The organism is Caballeronia sp. HLA56, assembly GCF_054655155.1.
In genome coordinates, this window is record NZ_BAAHOB010000005.1 from 774,468 (window position 1) to 787,664 (window position 13,197).

At 59.3% G+C, this 13,197-nt stretch carries 20 protein-coding genes; 18 read left to right on the forward strand and 2 right to left on the reverse strand.

The genetic code is table 11. From position 1 onward, the window contains the following. The first annotated feature begins 3 nt into the window (after positions 1–3). The 17 genes from rpsN (at position 4) to dsbD (ending at position 10,204) form a co-directional block, all read left to right on the forward strand. The gene (rpsN, locus tag ACYQ47_RS23130) at positions 4–309 is read left to right on the forward strand and encodes a 30S ribosomal protein S14 (RefSeq protein WP_244826429.1); all 306 of its coding nucleotides are present in this window, start codon (positions 4–6) and stop codon (positions 307–309) included. 14 nt (positions 310–323) lie between these two features. After that, entirely contained in the window at positions 324–719 is a 396-nt protein-coding gene (gene rpsH / locus ACYQ47_RS23135; RefSeq protein ID WP_062638157.1) for a 30S ribosomal protein S8, read from the forward strand. Positions 720–738: 19 nt separating this feature from the next. After that, positions 739–1,272: a 50S ribosomal protein L6 gene (gene rplF / locus ACYQ47_RS23140; RefSeq protein ID WP_244826428.1), complete on the forward strand. Its 534-nt coding sequence runs from the start codon at positions 739–741 to the stop codon at positions 1,270–1,272. Positions 1,273–1,284: 12 nt separating this feature from the next. After that, positions 1,285–1,650, forward strand: coding sequence for a 50S ribosomal protein L18 (rplR, locus tag ACYQ47_RS23145; RefSeq protein ID WP_035967614.1), 366 nt, complete (start codon positions 1,285–1,287; stop codon positions 1,648–1,650). Between the two features lie 14 nt (positions 1,651–1,664). Further along, positions 1,665–2,183 (forward strand): 30S ribosomal protein S5, encoded by a 519-nt coding sequence (rpsE, locus tag ACYQ47_RS23150; protein ID WP_244793886.1) that lies wholly within the window; start codon positions 1,665–1,667, stop codon positions 2,181–2,183. Between the two features lie 14 nt (positions 2,184–2,197). Beyond that, a complete protein-coding gene (gene rpmD, locus ACYQ47_RS23155; protein ID WP_016346466.1) occupies positions 2,198–2,380 on the forward strand; it encodes a 50S ribosomal protein L30 in 183 nt (60 codons plus the stop codon). Positions 2,381–2,410: 30 nt separating this feature from the next. Continuing rightward, positions 2,411–2,845: a 50S ribosomal protein L15 gene (gene rplO, locus ACYQ47_RS23160; protein ID WP_244826427.1), complete on the forward strand. Its 435-nt coding sequence runs from the start codon at positions 2,411–2,413 to the stop codon at positions 2,843–2,845. A 41-nt stretch (positions 2,846–2,886) separates the two neighbouring features. Further along, entirely contained in the window at positions 2,887–4,233 is a 1,347-nt protein-coding gene (secY, locus tag ACYQ47_RS23165; protein WP_250465878.1) for a preprotein translocase subunit SecY, read from the forward strand. 8 nt (positions 4,234–4,241) lie between these two features. Then, positions 4,242–4,460: a translation initiation factor IF-1 gene (gene infA / locus ACYQ47_RS23170; RefSeq protein ID WP_004521905.1), complete on the forward strand. Its 219-nt coding sequence runs from the start codon at positions 4,242–4,244 to the stop codon at positions 4,458–4,460. A gap of 20 nt (positions 4,461–4,480) precedes the next feature. Next, entirely contained in the window at positions 4,481–4,597 is a 117-nt protein-coding gene (rpmJ, locus tag ACYQ47_RS23175; protein ID WP_004199844.1) for a 50S ribosomal protein L36, read from the forward strand. 42 nt (positions 4,598–4,639) lie between these two features. Further along, positions 4,640–5,005: a 30S ribosomal protein S13 gene (gene rpsM / locus ACYQ47_RS23180; protein WP_061179113.1), complete on the forward strand. Its 366-nt coding sequence runs from the start codon at positions 4,640–4,642 to the stop codon at positions 5,003–5,005. A gap of 28 nt (positions 5,006–5,033) precedes the next feature. Then, positions 5,034–5,438 carry a 30S ribosomal protein S11 gene (gene rpsK, locus ACYQ47_RS23185; RefSeq protein WP_006052224.1) on the forward strand — a complete coding sequence of 135 codons (405 nt, stop codon included), beginning with the start codon at positions 5,034–5,036 and terminating at the stop codon, positions 5,436–5,438. A 171-nt stretch (positions 5,439–5,609) separates the two neighbouring features. Beyond that, positions 5,610–6,233: a 30S ribosomal protein S4 gene (gene rpsD, locus ACYQ47_RS23190; protein ID WP_244826425.1), complete on the forward strand. Its 624-nt coding sequence runs from the start codon at positions 5,610–5,612 to the stop codon at positions 6,231–6,233. Between the two features lie 146 nt (positions 6,234–6,379). Next, positions 6,380–7,357, forward strand: a complete 978-nt coding sequence (locus tag ACYQ47_RS23195) for a DNA-directed RNA polymerase subunit alpha (protein ID WP_244826424.1) — start codon at positions 6,380–6,382, stop codon at positions 7,355–7,357. Between the two features lie 138 nt (positions 7,358–7,495). Beyond that, a complete protein-coding gene (rplQ, locus tag ACYQ47_RS23200) occupies positions 7,496–7,891 on the forward strand; it encodes a 50S ribosomal protein L17 (protein ID WP_016346459.1) in 396 nt (131 codons plus the stop codon). Positions 7,892–8,040: 149 nt separating this feature from the next. Continuing rightward, positions 8,041–8,373, forward strand: coding sequence for a divalent-cation tolerance protein CutA (gene cutA / locus ACYQ47_RS23205; RefSeq protein WP_459907103.1), 333 nt, complete (start codon positions 8,041–8,043; stop codon positions 8,371–8,373). After that, positions 8,366–10,204: a protein-disulfide reductase DsbD gene (gene dsbD, locus ACYQ47_RS23210; RefSeq protein ID WP_459907105.1), complete on the forward strand. Its 1,839-nt coding sequence runs from the start codon at positions 8,366–8,368 to the stop codon at positions 10,202–10,204. Before cutA ends, dsbD begins: the two co-directional genes overlap by 8 nt. Positions 10,205–10,241: 37 nt before the next feature. Here dsbD and hemB read toward each other — a convergent pair whose 3' ends face one another. Both hemB and yihA read right to left on the reverse strand, forming a co-directional pair. Continuing rightward, positions 10,242–11,240: a porphobilinogen synthase gene (hemB, locus tag ACYQ47_RS23215; RefSeq protein ID WP_459907107.1), complete on the reverse strand. Its 999-nt coding sequence runs from the start codon at positions 11,238–11,240 to the stop codon at positions 10,242–10,244. A 252-nt stretch (positions 11,241–11,492) separates the two neighbouring features. After that, the gene (gene yihA, locus ACYQ47_RS23220; RefSeq protein WP_244828132.1) at positions 11,493–12,146 is read right to left on the reverse strand and encodes a ribosome biogenesis GTP-binding protein YihA/YsxC; all 654 of its coding nucleotides are present in this window, start codon (positions 12,144–12,146) and stop codon (positions 11,493–11,495) included. A 298-nt stretch (positions 12,147–12,444) separates the two neighbouring features. Here yihA and ACYQ47_RS23225 point away from each other — a divergent pair, with 298 nt between their 5' ends. Beyond that, the gene (locus ACYQ47_RS23225; protein ID WP_459907110.1) at positions 12,445–13,104 is read left to right on the forward strand and encodes a c-type cytochrome; all 660 of its coding nucleotides are present in this window, start codon (positions 12,445–12,447) and stop codon (positions 13,102–13,104) included. Positions 13,105–13,197: the final 93 nt, after the last annotated feature.

Consider the following 13,197-nt stretch of genomic DNA (forward strand, 5'->3'; position numbering starts at 1 on the left):
ACCGTGGCTAAACTGGCACTGATCGAACGTGAAAAGAAGCGCGCACGCCTCGCAGCCAAGTACGCTCCGAAGCGTGCTGAGCTGAAGGCTGTGATCGACGACGCAAGCAAGTCGGACGAAGAACGCTATATCGCCCGTCTCGCGCTGCAACAATTGCCGCGTAACTCGAACCCCACTCGCAAGCGTAACCGCTGCGCGATCACGGGTCGTCCTCGCGGCACGTTCCGCAAGTTCGGACTCGCGCGTAGCAAGATCCGCGAAATCGCATTCCGCGGTGAAATCCCTGGCCTCACCAAGGCGAGCTGGTAATAGGAGAAACATAAATGAGCATGAGTGATCCTATCGCCGATATGCTGACTCGCATCCGCAATGCGCAGATGGTTGAGAAGGTTTCGGTGACTATGCCCTCGTCGAAAGTCAAGGTTGCGATTGCGCAGGTTTTGAAGGACGAAGGTTATATCGACGATTTCGCAGTGAAGGCTGAAGGTGCGAAGTCGGAATTGAACATCGCGTTGAAGTACTACGCTGGCCGTCCGGTTATCGAGCGCCTCGAGCGCGTCTCGAAGCCCGGTCTGCGCGTGTACCGCGGGCGCAACGACATTCCTCAGGTGATGAATGGCCTGGGCGTTGCAATCGTCTCGACGCCGAAGGGTGTGATGACTGACCGCAAGGCGCGCCAGACCGGCGTCGGTGGCGAAGTCATCTGCTACGTCGCTTAACGCCGAAGGGAGAAGAAACATGTCTCGAGTAGGTAAGAGCCCGATCGCGTTGCCGCAAGGCGCCGAAGTGGCCGTCAAGGGCGACGTCATCACCGTCAAGGGTCCGCTCGGCACGATTTCGCAAGCGGGCAATCCGCTGGTGAGCGTGGCGAACGACAATGGTACGTTGAATTTCGCGCCGGCTGACGAAAGCCGCGAAGCGAACGCGATGTCCGGCACGATGCGCGCCCTGGTGGCGAACATGGTGCATGGCGTCACCAAGGGTTTCGAACGCAAACTGACGCTGGTTGGCGTCGGTTATCGTGCACAAGCGCAAGGCGACAAGCTGAATCTGTCGCTGGGTTTCTCGCACCCCGTGGTGCACCAGATGCCGGAAGGCGTCAAGGCTGAAACCCCGACGCAGACCGAAATCGTGATCAAGGGGATCGACAAGCAGAAAGTCGGCCAAGTCGCGGCGGAAGTTCGTGGCTATCGTCCGCCGGAGCCCTATAAGGGCAAGGGCGTGCGTTATGCCGACGAGGTCGTGATCCTCAAAGAAACGAAGAAGAAGTAAGGGTGCGCAATCATGGATAAGACTCAATCTCGCCTGCGCCGCGCTCGTCAGACGCGTATCAAGATCGCTGAGCTGCAGGTCGCGCGTCTCGCCGTGCATCGCACGAATACGCATATCTACGCGCAAGTGTTCTCGGCATGCGGCACGAAGGTGCTTGCAAGCGCCTCGACGCTGGAAGCCGAAGTGCGCGCTGAACTGGCTGACAAGTCGGGCAAGGGCGGCAATATCAACGCTGCAACCCTGATCGGCAAGCGTATTGCCGAAAAGGCTAAGGCTGCCGGCATCGAATCCGTCGCCTTTGACCGCTCGGGTTTCCGCTACCACGGCCGCGTGAAAGCGCTGGCTGATGCCGCGCGCGAAGCCGGGCTCAAGTTCTAAGGGAAGAATTCGTCATGGCAAAGATGCAAGCGAAAGTTCAGGCTGACGAACGCGACGACGGCCTGCGCGAAAAGATGATTTCGGTCAACCGCGTGACCAAGGTCGTGAAGGGTGGCCGGATTCTCGGTTTCGCCGCACTGACCGTGGTAGGCGACGGTGATGGCCGCGTCGGCATGGGCAAGGGCAAAGCGAAAGAAGTTCCGGTCGCCGTTCAAAAGGCAATGGAGCAAGCCCGCCGCAACATGTTCAAGGTGCCGCTCAAGAACGGTACGTTGCAACACGAAGTGCACGGTAAGCATGGCGCTTCCGCAGTCCTCCTCGCTCCGGCGAAGGACGGTACTGGCGTGATCGCAGGCGGCCCGATGCGCGCAGTGTTCGACGTGATGGGCGTGCAGAACGTGGTGGCCAAGAGCCACGGTTCGACGAACCCGTACAATCTCGTTCGTGCAACGCTCGACGGTCTGCGTAAGCAGTCCACGCCGGGCGACATCGCGGCGAAGCGCGGCAAGTCCGTCGAAGATATTTTGGGCTAAGCCTCGAGGTCATCATGTCTGAGAAAACTGTCAAGATTCAGCTCGTCAAGAGCCTGATCGGGACCCGCGAAACGCACCGCGCTACGGTGCGTGGCCTCGGCCTGCGTCGCCTCAACTCGGTGAGCGAGCTGCAGGACACGCCGGCAGTGCGCGGGATGATCAACAAGGTTTCGTACCTCGTTAAGGTCATCGGCTAAGGCCGCCGACTAGGATCCAAGGAGTTGAACATGGAATTGAATAACCTGAAGCCGGCAGAAGGCGCGAAGCACGCTAAGCGTCGCGTCGGTCGCGGCATCGGTTCGGGCCTCGGCAAGACTGCAGGTCGCGGCCATAAGGGTCAGAAATCGCGTTCGGGCGGCTTTCACAAAGTCGGCTTCGAAGGCGGTCAGATGCCTCTGCAGCGTCGTCTGCCGAAGCGCGGCTTCACTTCGCTGACGAAGGAATTCGTCGGTCAAGTGCGCCTGGCTGATCTCGAGAAGCTGCCGGTCGACGAAATCGATCTGTTGGCTTTGAAGCAAGCGGGTCTGGTCGGCGAGCTCATCAAGAGCGCGAAGATCATCAAGACCGGCGAGATCACCCGCAAGGTCACGGTGAAGGGTCTGACGGCAACGAAGGGCGCCCGTGCAGCAATCGAAGCCGCTGGCGGCTCGTTCGCCGAGTAATGCGATTTCGCCGTTACTAGCACTAGCATCGGAGAAGGTTCTTGGCTAACAGCCCGAGTCTCGCAAAACCCGGTCGAAGCGCGGCGAAATTTGGCGATCTGCGTCGGCGTGCAGTCTTCCTGCTGCTGGCGTTGGTTGTCTACCGCATTGGTGCGCATATTCCGGTTCCCGGCATCGATCCGGATCAGCTGGCGAAGTTGTTCCAAAGCCAGTCGGGCGGCATCCTTGGCATGTTCAACATGTTCTCGGGTGGCGCGCTGTCACGATTCACGATTTTCGCGTTGGGCATCATGCCCTACATTTCGGCCTCGATCATCATGCAGTTGTTGTCGATCGTGTCGCCGCAAATGGAGGCGTTGAAGAAGGAAGGACAGGCTGGTCAACGAAAGATCACGCAGTACACGCGGATCTTCACGGTGGTTCTGGCAACCTTCCAGGCTTTCGGTATCGCGGTGGCGCTGGAAAATCAGCCCGGCCTGGTATTGGATCCCGGCATGGTGTTCCGGCTGACGACGGTGGTCACGCTGGTAACGGGCACGATGTTCCTGATGTGGCTTGGTGAGCAGATCACGGAGCGCGGTCTCGGCAACGGCATCTCGATCATCATTTTCGGTGGTATCGCGGCAGGCTTTCCGAATGCAATCGGCGGTCTGTTCGAGCTGGTTCGCACCGGTTCGATGAGCATCATCTCGGCGATCATCATCGTCGCGTTGATCGCGGCGGTTACGTATCTGGTCGTGTTCATCGAACGCGGTCAGCGCAAGATCCTCGTGAACTATGCGAAGCGCCAGGTCGGTAACAAGATTTACGGTGGACAGTCGTCACATCTGCCGCTGAAGCTGAACATGTCGGGTGTGATTCCGCCGATCTTCGCGTCGTCGATCATTCTCTTCCCGGCAACCATCCTGAACTGGTTCAGTTCGGGAACGCGTACCGGCTGGTTCGCGAACACGCTGCACAGCGTGGCTGAAGCCCTCAAGCCCGGTCAACCTGTGTACGTGCTGCTGTATGCGTTGGCTATCGTGTTCTTCTGCTTCTTCTACACCGCGTTGGTGTTCAACAGCAGGGAAACCGCCGACAACTTGAAGAAGAGCGGTGCGTTCGTTCCGGGTATTCGTCCGGGCGATCAGACTGCACGGTACATCGACCGCATCCTCACGCGTCTGACGCTGGCCGGTGCGATCTACATCGTGTTTGTGTGCTTGTTGCCTGAGTTTCTGGTGTTGCGCTGGAACGTGCCGTTTTATTTTGGTGGAACGTCGCTGCTGATCATTGTCGTCGTCACGATGGACTTCATGGCTCAGGTGCAGTCGTACGTTATGTCGCAACAATATGAATCGCTGCTCAAGAAGGCAAACTTCAAGGGCGGCAACGTCCCGATGCGCTAGTTAGGACTATGGCCAAAGACGATGTAATCCAGATGCAGGGCGAGGTCATTGAAAACCTCCCCAACGCTACTTTCCGGGTGAAATTGGAAAATGGCCATGTCGTCCTGGGACACATATCCGGAAAGATGCGGATGCACTACATCCGTATCCTACCGGGCGACAAGGTTACGGTTGAATTGACGCCTTACGATCTGTCTCGTGCACGGATCGTGTTCCGGGCGAAGTGATTTGAAAAAAGGGTAATATCATGAAAGTGATGGCATCGGTTAAGCGCATTTGCCGCAATTGCAAGATCATTAAGCGCAAGGGCGTTGTGCGCGTGATTTGCAGCTCTGATCCGCGCCACAAACAGCGTCAAGGCTGAACGCCGCGCTTTTTGCTTGCGCTTTTTGTTTGAGGAAAAACAATGGCTCGTATCGCAGGGGTTAACATCCCGAATCACCAGCATACCGAGATCGGCCTGACGGCAATCTTCGGCATTGGTCGCACGCGTTCCCGCGGCATTTGCAGTGCTGCTGGTGTGGAATTTTCGAAGAAGGTCAAGGACCTCACCGACGCAGACCTCGAAAAGCTGCGTGACGAAGTGGGCAAGTTCATCGTCGAAGGCGATCTGCGCCGTGAAGTGACGATGAACATCAAGCGCCTGATGGACTTGGGTTGCTACCGCGGCATGCGTCATCGCAAGGGTCTGCCCCTGCGTGGCCAGCGCACGCGCACCAACGCCCGTACTCGCAAGGGTCCGCGTCGTGCAGCGCAATCGCTGAAGAAGTAAGCGGAACTGACAGTTACAGGAAAACGTAATGGCTAAGGCTTCGAACAACTCCGCGGCGCAACGCGTTCGCAAGAAGGTCAAGAAGAACGTCGCCGAGGGCGTGGTTCACGTTCACGCGTCGTTCAACAACACCATTATCACGATCACCGATCGTCAAGGTAACGCGCTGGCATGGGCGACCTCGGGCGGCCAGGGTTTCAAGGGCTCGCGTAAGTCGACGCCTTTCGCAGCTCAGGTTGCAGCAGAATCGGCTGGCCGCGTGGCAATGGAATACGGCGTGAAGAACCTCGAAGTGCGGATCAAGGGCCCCGGCCCTGGCCGTGAGTCGGCGGTGCGCGCGCTGCATGGTCTTGGCATCAAGATCACCGCGATCTCCGACGTGACGCCGGTCCCGCACAACGGCTGCCGTCCGCCGAAGCGTCGTCGTATCTAAAGTCGCGCATCAGTTGATTCGCGACCGCATGTTTCCTGTCGATGCGAAAGCGTCGGCGGGCTTCGTGCGTTATGCATCTGCTTCGCGCATTTCACTAAGCCCACCGTTCGGCCTATAGGGTTCGAACTAGCGCAGACGAAAGTTTGCGTGATCAATTTTTAAGGATTCAAAGTGGCACGCTATACCGGTCCCAAAGCCAAGCTGTCCCGCCGTGAAGGCACCGATCTGTTCCTGAAGAGCGCACGCCGCTCGCTCGCCGACAAGTGCAAGCTCGACAGCAAGCCTGGTCAACATGGCCGCATTTCGGGCGCACGCACGTCCGACTACGGCACCCAGTTGCGCGAAAAGCAAAAAGTGAAGCGTATCTATGGCGTGCTCGAGCGTCAGTTCCGCCGCTACTTCGCTGAAGCCGACCGCCGCAAGGGTCCGACGGGCGAGAACCTGCTGCAATTGCTCGAATCGCGCCTCGACAACGTCGTTTATCGCATGGGCTTCGGCTCGACGCGCGCTGAAGCACGTCAGCTCGTGAGCCACAAGTCGATCGTCGTGAACGGTCAAGTCGCGAATATCCCGTCGCTGCAAGTGAAGTCGGGCGACGTCATCTCCGTGCGTGAGCAGTCGCGCAAGCAGGCTCGTATCGTCGAAGCGCTGTCGCTCGCCGAGCAAGGCGGTATGCCGAGCTGGGTGTCGGTCGACGCCAAGAAGTTCGAAGGAACGTTCAAGTCGATGCCGGAACGCAGCGATATTGCTGGCGACATCAACGAAAGCCTGATCGTCGAATTGTATTCGCGTTAATCGCGCGGTTAATCGCGCGGTAACCGGATTGGCAGCCGGGGACCCTGATTGCCGGTGGCAAGAGGGCGGCCTCGGCTGTTTTTTTCAGGTTGTTACCGGTCAGCCTTATCGGTGTAACGAGCCGAGGGTATTGAAAAGGAAAACCTATGCAAACCAGTTTGTTGAAGCCCAAGATCATTGCAGTTGAATCGCTTGGCGAGAGCCATGCGAAAGTGGTTATGGAGCCGTTCGAACGCGGCTATGGCCACACCTTGGGCAACGCGCTTCGGCGCGTGCTGTTGTCGTCGATGGTGGGCTACGCGCCGACCGAAGTGACGATTGCAGGCGTAGTGCACGAATACTCGACGCTCGACGGTGTGCAAGAGGATGTGGTCAACCTGCTGTTGAACCTGAAGGGCGTCGTCTTCAAGCTGCATAACCGCGACGAAGTCACGGTGACGCTGCGCAAGGAAGGCGAAGGTCTCGTCACGGCTGGCGATATCGAACTCGCGCATGATTGCGAGGTCATCAATCCCGGTCACGTGATTGCCCACCTTTCGAAGGGCGGCAAGCTCGACGTCCAGATCAAGATTGAAAAGGGCCGTGGCTACGTGCCGGGCAACGTGCGTCGTTATGGCGAGGAATCGGCCAAGATCATCGGTCGTATCGTGCTTGACGCGTCGTTCTCGCCGGTTCGCCGCGTGAGCTATGCCGTGGAAAGCGCGCGTGTCGAACAGCGTACCGACCTCGACAAGCTCGTGATGAACATCGAAACCAACGGCGTGATCTCGCCGGAGGAAGCGATCCGTCAATCGGCGCGCATTCTGGTCGATCAGTTGTCGGTCTTCGCAGCGCTGGAAGGCACGGAAGCGGCAGCGGAAGCGCCGTCGCGTGCGCCGCAGATCGATCCGATCCTGCTGCGCCCGGTGGATGACCTGGAACTCACGGTTCGCTCGGCGAACTGTCTGAAGGCCGAAAACATCTACTACATCGGCGATCTTATCCAGCGTACGGAAAACGAACTGCTGAAGACGCCGAATCTGGGCCGCAAGTCGCTGAACGAAATCAAGGAAGTCTTGGCTTCGCGCGGTCTGACGCTCGGCATGAAGCTCGAAAACTGGCCGCCGGCTGGTCTCGACAAGTAAGCGAAAGAGTCAATCGCGTTACTGGCAAAGACGCGGATTTTGCTTTAAAATCCGCGTCTTGCTTTTTCTTCGACCGGCCCGTGCGCCACTTTAGAGCGCAATAGAAGAGCTGGATCAAAACTCGTTTAAGGAACTGAAATGCGCCATAAGCATGGTTTGCGGAAACTGAACCGCACGAGCAGCCACCGTCTGGCAATGCTCCGTAATATGTCGAACTCGCTGATCGAGCACGAAGTCATCAAGACGACGCTGCCGAAAGCCAAGGAACTGCGCAAGGTTGTCGAGCCCCTCATCACGCTCGGCAAGAAGCCGTCGCTGGCAAATCGTCGTCTGGCGTTCAATCGCCTGCGCGATCGTGACTCCGTCGCAAAGCTGTTCGACGTCCTCGGCCCGCGTTACGCAAGCCGTCCGGGTGGCTACCTCAGCATCCTGAAGTTTGGTTTCCGAGTTGGCGACAACGCACCGATGGCGCTGGTTCAACTGATGGACCGCCCGGAAGTCGAAGAAACCGAAGAAGTTCAGGAAGCTGAATAAATTCGGTTGGTGGTGAACGAAAAGGTCAAGCGTAGCTTGGCCTTTTTGCATTGTGGGCTTCGGAGTCGTTGCGATCGTCGAAGTGAGCAGAGTGCTACGATAAGGCCCGATCCACAAGTCTCACGTGCCGCGCCGCACCGGAGCCCGAAGTGAATGTCCCTGTCGTCCTTATGCTGACCACCGTTCCGGATGCACACGCTGCCGACACGTTGGCGCAAGCGGTGCTCGAGGCGCGCCTGGCTGCGTGTGTGACGAGGCTCGGCGAAGTGCAATCGCAATATTACTGGAAGGGCGCACTGGAGACATCGCGGGAAGTGCAGTTGCTCTTCAAGACGAGCCCTGCGTGCAGCGCCGAACTGCAGCGCTTCGTCGCGGCGGCGCATCCTTACGAAACGCCCGAAATTCTTGTCTGGCAGGCCGATGCATCGCCGGGATATGGACAATGGGTCAATGCAGAAACGCAGCGTCCTCTTCATGTTTGATCTTCCTCGTCTCGTTTTGCGTTGGCTGATGATGGCCGCGACGCTCGCCTTTCTGCCTTTGGCGATAAACGCCGCGCACGCCGCGGACGACTTCCTCGATCCCGCCGTCGCCTTCAAGTTCAGTGCGTCCGAACAGCCGGGCGAAGTGGACGTGCGTTATAAGATCGCCGACGGCTACTACATGTATCGCGAGCGCTTTGCCTTTGCGGTCAAAAGCGGCGGGGCGATTATCGGCGCGGCGCAACTGCCCGCCGGCAAGGTTCATTTCGACCAGACATTTAACAAGGACGTCGAAACCTATCGCGGCGAACTACTCATCCGCATTCCGGTGACTCAGGCAAAGGGGCCGTTCGAGCTATCAGTTACGTCGCAAGGTTGCGCGGATCAGGGCATCTGCTATCCGCCGATGGAGCGCGTTTATCGCGTCAAGGGCGACGCGTTGCAAGCTGCGGGTGCCGGTTCTGCGACGTCTCCAGCGACAAACACTGCGTCGTCCCAATCCTGGTTCGAACGCGCGACGAGCGCCGACTACGCGCAGTCGATGCTCGAAGGCGGCGGCTTCTTCGCTGTGGTCGGCTTGTACTTTCTGGCGGGCATGGTGTTGAGCTTGTTGCCTTGCTCGTATCCGATGATCCCGATTCTTTCCGCAATCATCGTCGGCGAAGGCGCGCGCGTCACGCGCACGCGTGGCTTTGCGCTGTCGGTGTCGTACGTCGTCGGCATGGCGCTTGTCTATACCGCGCTTGGGATTGCCGCGGCGCTCGTCGGTCAAAGCCTCGGCGCGTGGCTGCAAAACCCGTGGGTGCTGGGCGCGTTCGGCATCCTGCTCGCGGTTTTCGCGATCGCGCTGATCTCGGGAGTCGATATCGCGTTGCCGGAGCGCTGGCAAAGCGGCGTCAACGAGGCGTCTCAGAAACGCGGCGGCGGTAAGTTCGCAGCGGTCGCCGTGATGGGCGCGTTGTCGGCGCTCGTCGTCGGCGCGTGCATGACCGCGCCGCTTTTCGCCGTGCTCGCGTTTGTCGCGCACACGGGCAACGCCGTGCTCGGCGGGGCCGCGCTGTTCGCCATGGGTATCGGGCTTGGTGTGCCGTTGCTGATCATCGGTCTCGGCGCGGGGTCGGTGCTTCCGCGAGCGGGAGCCTGGATGGACGGCGTGAAGGTGTTTTTCGGCGTCGCGTTGCTTGCGGCCGCTTTGTGGATCGTGTGGCCGGTCATCGGTGGCGTCGCGCAAATGTTGCTGGCCGCGCTTTGGCTGCTGGTCGCGGCGGCATCGCTCGGCCTATTTGCGTCGGGCGCGGTCGCGCCGATCAACGTCTGGAAGCGGCTGGGGCGCGGCCTGGGCGCCGCGTTTGCCATCTGGGCGGCGGCGTTGCTGGTCGGTCTCGCGGCGGGATCGACGGATGCGTTGCGCCCGCTAGCCGTACTAGCCGCGCGCGGCGGCAGCAATGCAGGCGCGACGGCACGAGCATCGGGGCCGATCTTCGCGCCGGTCAAGTCATCGACGGAACTGGATTCGGCGGTGAAATCGGCGGCACGTCCCGCCATGCTCGACTTTTACGCCGACTGGTGCGTGTCCTGCAAGGAAATGGAGAACCTGACTTTCTCCGACGCCCGCGTTCAGGCGCGTCTCGCGCAACTCAATCTGTTGCGTGCGGACGTGACCGCGAACAACACCGATGATCAGACCTTGCTCAAGCGCTTCAAGCTGTTCGGCCCGCCCGGCATCATCTTTTTCGATGCGCAAGGCAACGAGGTCGCGCGCGTAGTTGGCTATGAATCCGCGGATACGTTTTTGAAAAGCCTCGATAAAGTCAGTCCGGCGAACGGATGACGAAGGGCGATGCATTGCGCACCGCCCTGAAACGACTTTATTTCGACGCCCGCAAAATCTTCGCGGCATCCAGCGCGAAATAGGTCAAGACGCCATCCGCGCCCGCGCGTTTGAACGCGAGCAGCGCTTCCATCATCGTCTTGTCGTGATCGAGCCAGCCGTTTTGCGCGGCGGCCTTGATCATCGCGTACTCGCCGCTCACCTGATAGGCGTACGTCGGAAAGCGGAACTCGTCCTTCACGCGCCGCACGATGTCGAGATATGGCATGCCGGGCTTGACCATCACCATGTCCGCGCCTTCCTCGATGTCCATGCGCACTTCGCGCATCGCTTCATCAGAGTTCGCCGGGTCCATTTGATACGTCATCTTGTTGCCCTTGCCGAGATTCGCGGCGGAGCCGACGGCATCGCGGAACGGGCCATAGAACGCCGATGCGAATTTCGCCGCGTAAGCCATGATGCGCGTGTGGATGTGGCCGTCGCTTTCCAGCATCTCGCGAATGGCGCCGATGCGTCCGTCCATCATGTCCGACGGCGCCACGATATCCACGCCTGCTTCCGCCTGGGTGCGCGCCTGATCGACGAGAATCTCGCTCGTTTCGTCGTTCTTCACGTAGCCTTCTTCATCGAGCACGCCGTCCTGGCCGTGACTCGTGTACGGGTCGAGTGCGACATCGGTGAGTACGCCGAGCGTCGGGAAGTTCTTCTTCAGTTCGCGCACGGCACGCGGGATCAGACCTTCGGGATTGGTCGCCTCGCGTCCATCCGGTGTTTTCAGCGACGGTTCGATTGCCGGAAAGAGCGAGATCACGGGCACGCCCAGCTCGACGCACTGCTCGGCCACGCTCATCAACAAGTCGACGGACGTGCGCTCGACGCTGGGCATAGACGGCACGGCATGCCGCACGTCGGTGCCTTCGACGATGAACACGGGATAAATCAGATCGTTCGTGGTGAGGATGTTCTCGCGCATCAGACGGCGTGAGAAGTCATCGCGGCGCATGCGGCGCGGGCGATGATGGGGATAGAAACTCATGACTTGGCTCGGTTTGAAGTGCTTCGGGGACGAGGATGAAAACGCGCTTCGAATATGCTTGAAGCCTTGCCGGGCAAGCGCTCGGAGCGGTCCGGAAACGTTTTGAGACAATGGTATATCATACCGATCGAGTAAGGCGCTTCGCGCTGAACTCCCCGCTTCTCCTCCCTGAGCGGGTGCCTGTCGTTATTCGATCAGGCTGTTAACCCGCCGTCATGCGGCGGGTTTTTTTCATGCCGCACGCGTTAATTTTCACTCCGCGACGTCTTCCGAAGCCGCTTGCTTAGGCGCGAGCCAGCCTTCAATAAGCTCATGCGCTTCTTCCAGTCCCGTGCGCTTGAGTGCTGAAAAAAGCTGCACGCTCAATTCACCGCGATAGCCCGCATCCTTGTACTCGCCGAATGCTTTTTTCGTCGCGCGCAGGGCGTTGGTCATCTCCTGTCGCGTCAATTTGTCGCATTTGGTGAGCAGCGCGTGAATGGGCTTACCGGTGGGCGCGAACCAGTCGATCATGATCTGGTCGAGCTCGGTGAGCGGACGACGCGAGTCCATCATCAGGATCATGCCGCGTAATTGAGCGCGGCTTTGCAGATACGTCGAAAGCAATTGCTGCCAGTGCGCCTTTGCGGCGCCTGGCACTTCGGCATAGCCGTAACCCGGAAGGTCGACCAGAAAGCCGGTCGGTTCGTCTTCAGGCCCGACGGAGAAGTAGTTGATGTGCTGCGTGCGTCCGGGCGTCTTGCTGGCGAACGCGAGCCGCTTCTGATTGCAGAGCACATTGATCGCAGTGGACTTGCCTGCGTTGGAACGGCCGCCGAAAGCGATTTCAGGTTGCGGCGTCGGCGGCAGATCACGAAGGTGATTGACAGTGGTGAAGAAGCGAGCTTGATGGAGCAGAAATGGCATTTGGCGGGTCGACTGAGAGAGCTGCGAAAACATGAAGCCTTGAGAACCCGGCAAATACTGGGCATGCCCCGACTGGCGTCTTTGCGTGTAGCGGGTTATTGTACAATACGACGGTTTTTTAAAGATCCGCACGGGCACGGAAGACCCGGGTTGCAAGCGCACCCACAATGGAGCGAGACAGTTTTAAGGGCGTCTTTTGAGCCCTTTCGTTCGGGTCATGTTGTGGCCGTTCCCGGTTTGCCGCCGTCGTTTTTTGCAGAACCTCACATTCTCACAAGACGAAAAACAGGGTACGCGAATGAACCGACTGTACAGGTCTCTGATGTTGATTCAGGCAGCGGCGGCTTTCGGTGGATCGATAACAGCATCAGCAAACGCGGCGGAGCCCGCGCAACCGGCGAAGCCGGATGTGGCCCGAGGTCAGGCCATTGCAACCCAGGTGTGCGCGGCGTGTCACGCGGCGGATGGCAACAGCGCTGGCGCGGCGTTTCCCAAGCTCGCGGGCCAGCACGCTGAATACATCGTCAAGCAGTTGAAGGATTACAAGACGCAGCCGGGAGCCAAGGCGCCGACGCGTAACAATCCGATCATGGCGGGCATTGCGGGCGCGTTGTCGGATCAGGACATGATCAACGTCGCCGCATACTTTGCGTCGCAGAAGGCCAAGCCCAACTTTGCGCGCGACAAGAACGACGTTGTGCTCGGGCAGAAGATTTATCGCGGCGGCATCGCGGACAAGGGTGTGCCGGCGTGCGCGGCGTGCCACGGCGCTACAGGCATGGGTATCCCGGTGCAATATCCGCGGCTGTCGTGGCAGTGGGGCGATTACACGGTGGCGCAGTTGAATGCATTCGCGCAAGGCACGCGTAACAATAGCGAGCCCATGCATGCCATCTCCTCCCGTTTGAGCGAAACGGAGATGAAAGCGGTGGCGGATTACATCGCCGGTTTGCATTGATCCGGGCAGGGCATGCGTTCTTCGGCATCGAACCCGGTAATCGTCGATACTGAGTTGCCCCAAGCGTTGCCCGTAAGTTGCCACTGAGCAAAC

Bases quoted from the DNA above. Each gene is read 5' to 3' on its own strand.
- rpsE (WP_244793886.1), top strand. From the start codon at position 1,665: ATGGCAAAGATGCAAGCGAAAGTTCAGGCTGACGAACGCGACGACGGC.
- rpmD (WP_016346466.1), top strand. From the start codon at position 2,198: ATGTCTGAGAAAACTGTCAAGATTCAGCTCGTCAAGAGCCTGATCGGG.
- rpsM (WP_061179113.1), top strand. From the start codon at position 4,640: ATGGCTCGTATCGCAGGGGTTAACATCCCGAATCACCAGCATACCGAG.
- rpsK (WP_006052224.1), top strand. From the start codon at position 5,034: ATGGCTAAGGCTTCGAACAACTCCGCGGCGCAACGCGTTCGCAAGAAG.
- rplF (WP_244826428.1), top strand. From the start codon at position 739: ATGTCTCGAGTAGGTAAGAGCCCGATCGCGTTGCCGCAAGGCGCCGAA.
- ACYQ47_RS23225 (WP_459907110.1), top strand. From the start codon at position 12,445: ATGAACCGACTGTACAGGTCTCTGATGTTGATTCAGGCAGCGGCGGCT.
- dsbD (WP_459907105.1), top strand. From the start codon at position 8,366: ATGTTTGATCTTCCTCGTCTCGTTTTGCGTTGGCTGATGATGGCCGCG.
- rpsH (WP_062638157.1), top strand. From the start codon at position 324: ATGAGCATGAGTGATCCTATCGCCGATATGCTGACTCGCATCCGCAAT.
- ACYQ47_RS23195 (WP_244826424.1), top strand. From the start codon at position 6,380: ATGCAAACCAGTTTGTTGAAGCCCAAGATCATTGCAGTTGAATCGCTT.
- rplR (WP_035967614.1), top strand. From the start codon at position 1,285: ATGGATAAGACTCAATCTCGCCTGCGCCGCGCTCGTCAGACGCGTATC.
- hemB (WP_459907107.1), bottom strand. From the start codon at position 11,240: ATGAGTTTCTATCCCCATCATCGCCCGCGCCGCATGCGCCGCGATGAC.
- rplQ (WP_016346459.1), top strand. From the start codon at position 7,496: ATGCGCCATAAGCATGGTTTGCGGAAACTGAACCGCACGAGCAGCCAC.
- infA (WP_004521905.1), top strand. From the start codon at position 4,242: ATGGCCAAAGACGATGTAATCCAGATGCAGGGCGAGGTCATTGAAAAC.
- yihA (WP_244828132.1), bottom strand. From the start codon at position 12,146: ATGCCATTTCTGCTCCATCAAGCTCGCTTCTTCACCACTGTCAATCAC.
- rplO (WP_244826427.1), top strand. From the start codon at position 2,411: ATGGAATTGAATAACCTGAAGCCGGCAGAAGGCGCGAAGCACGCTAAG.
- rpmJ (WP_004199844.1), top strand. From the start codon at position 4,481: ATGAAAGTGATGGCATCGGTTAAGCGCATTTGCCGCAATTGCAAGATC.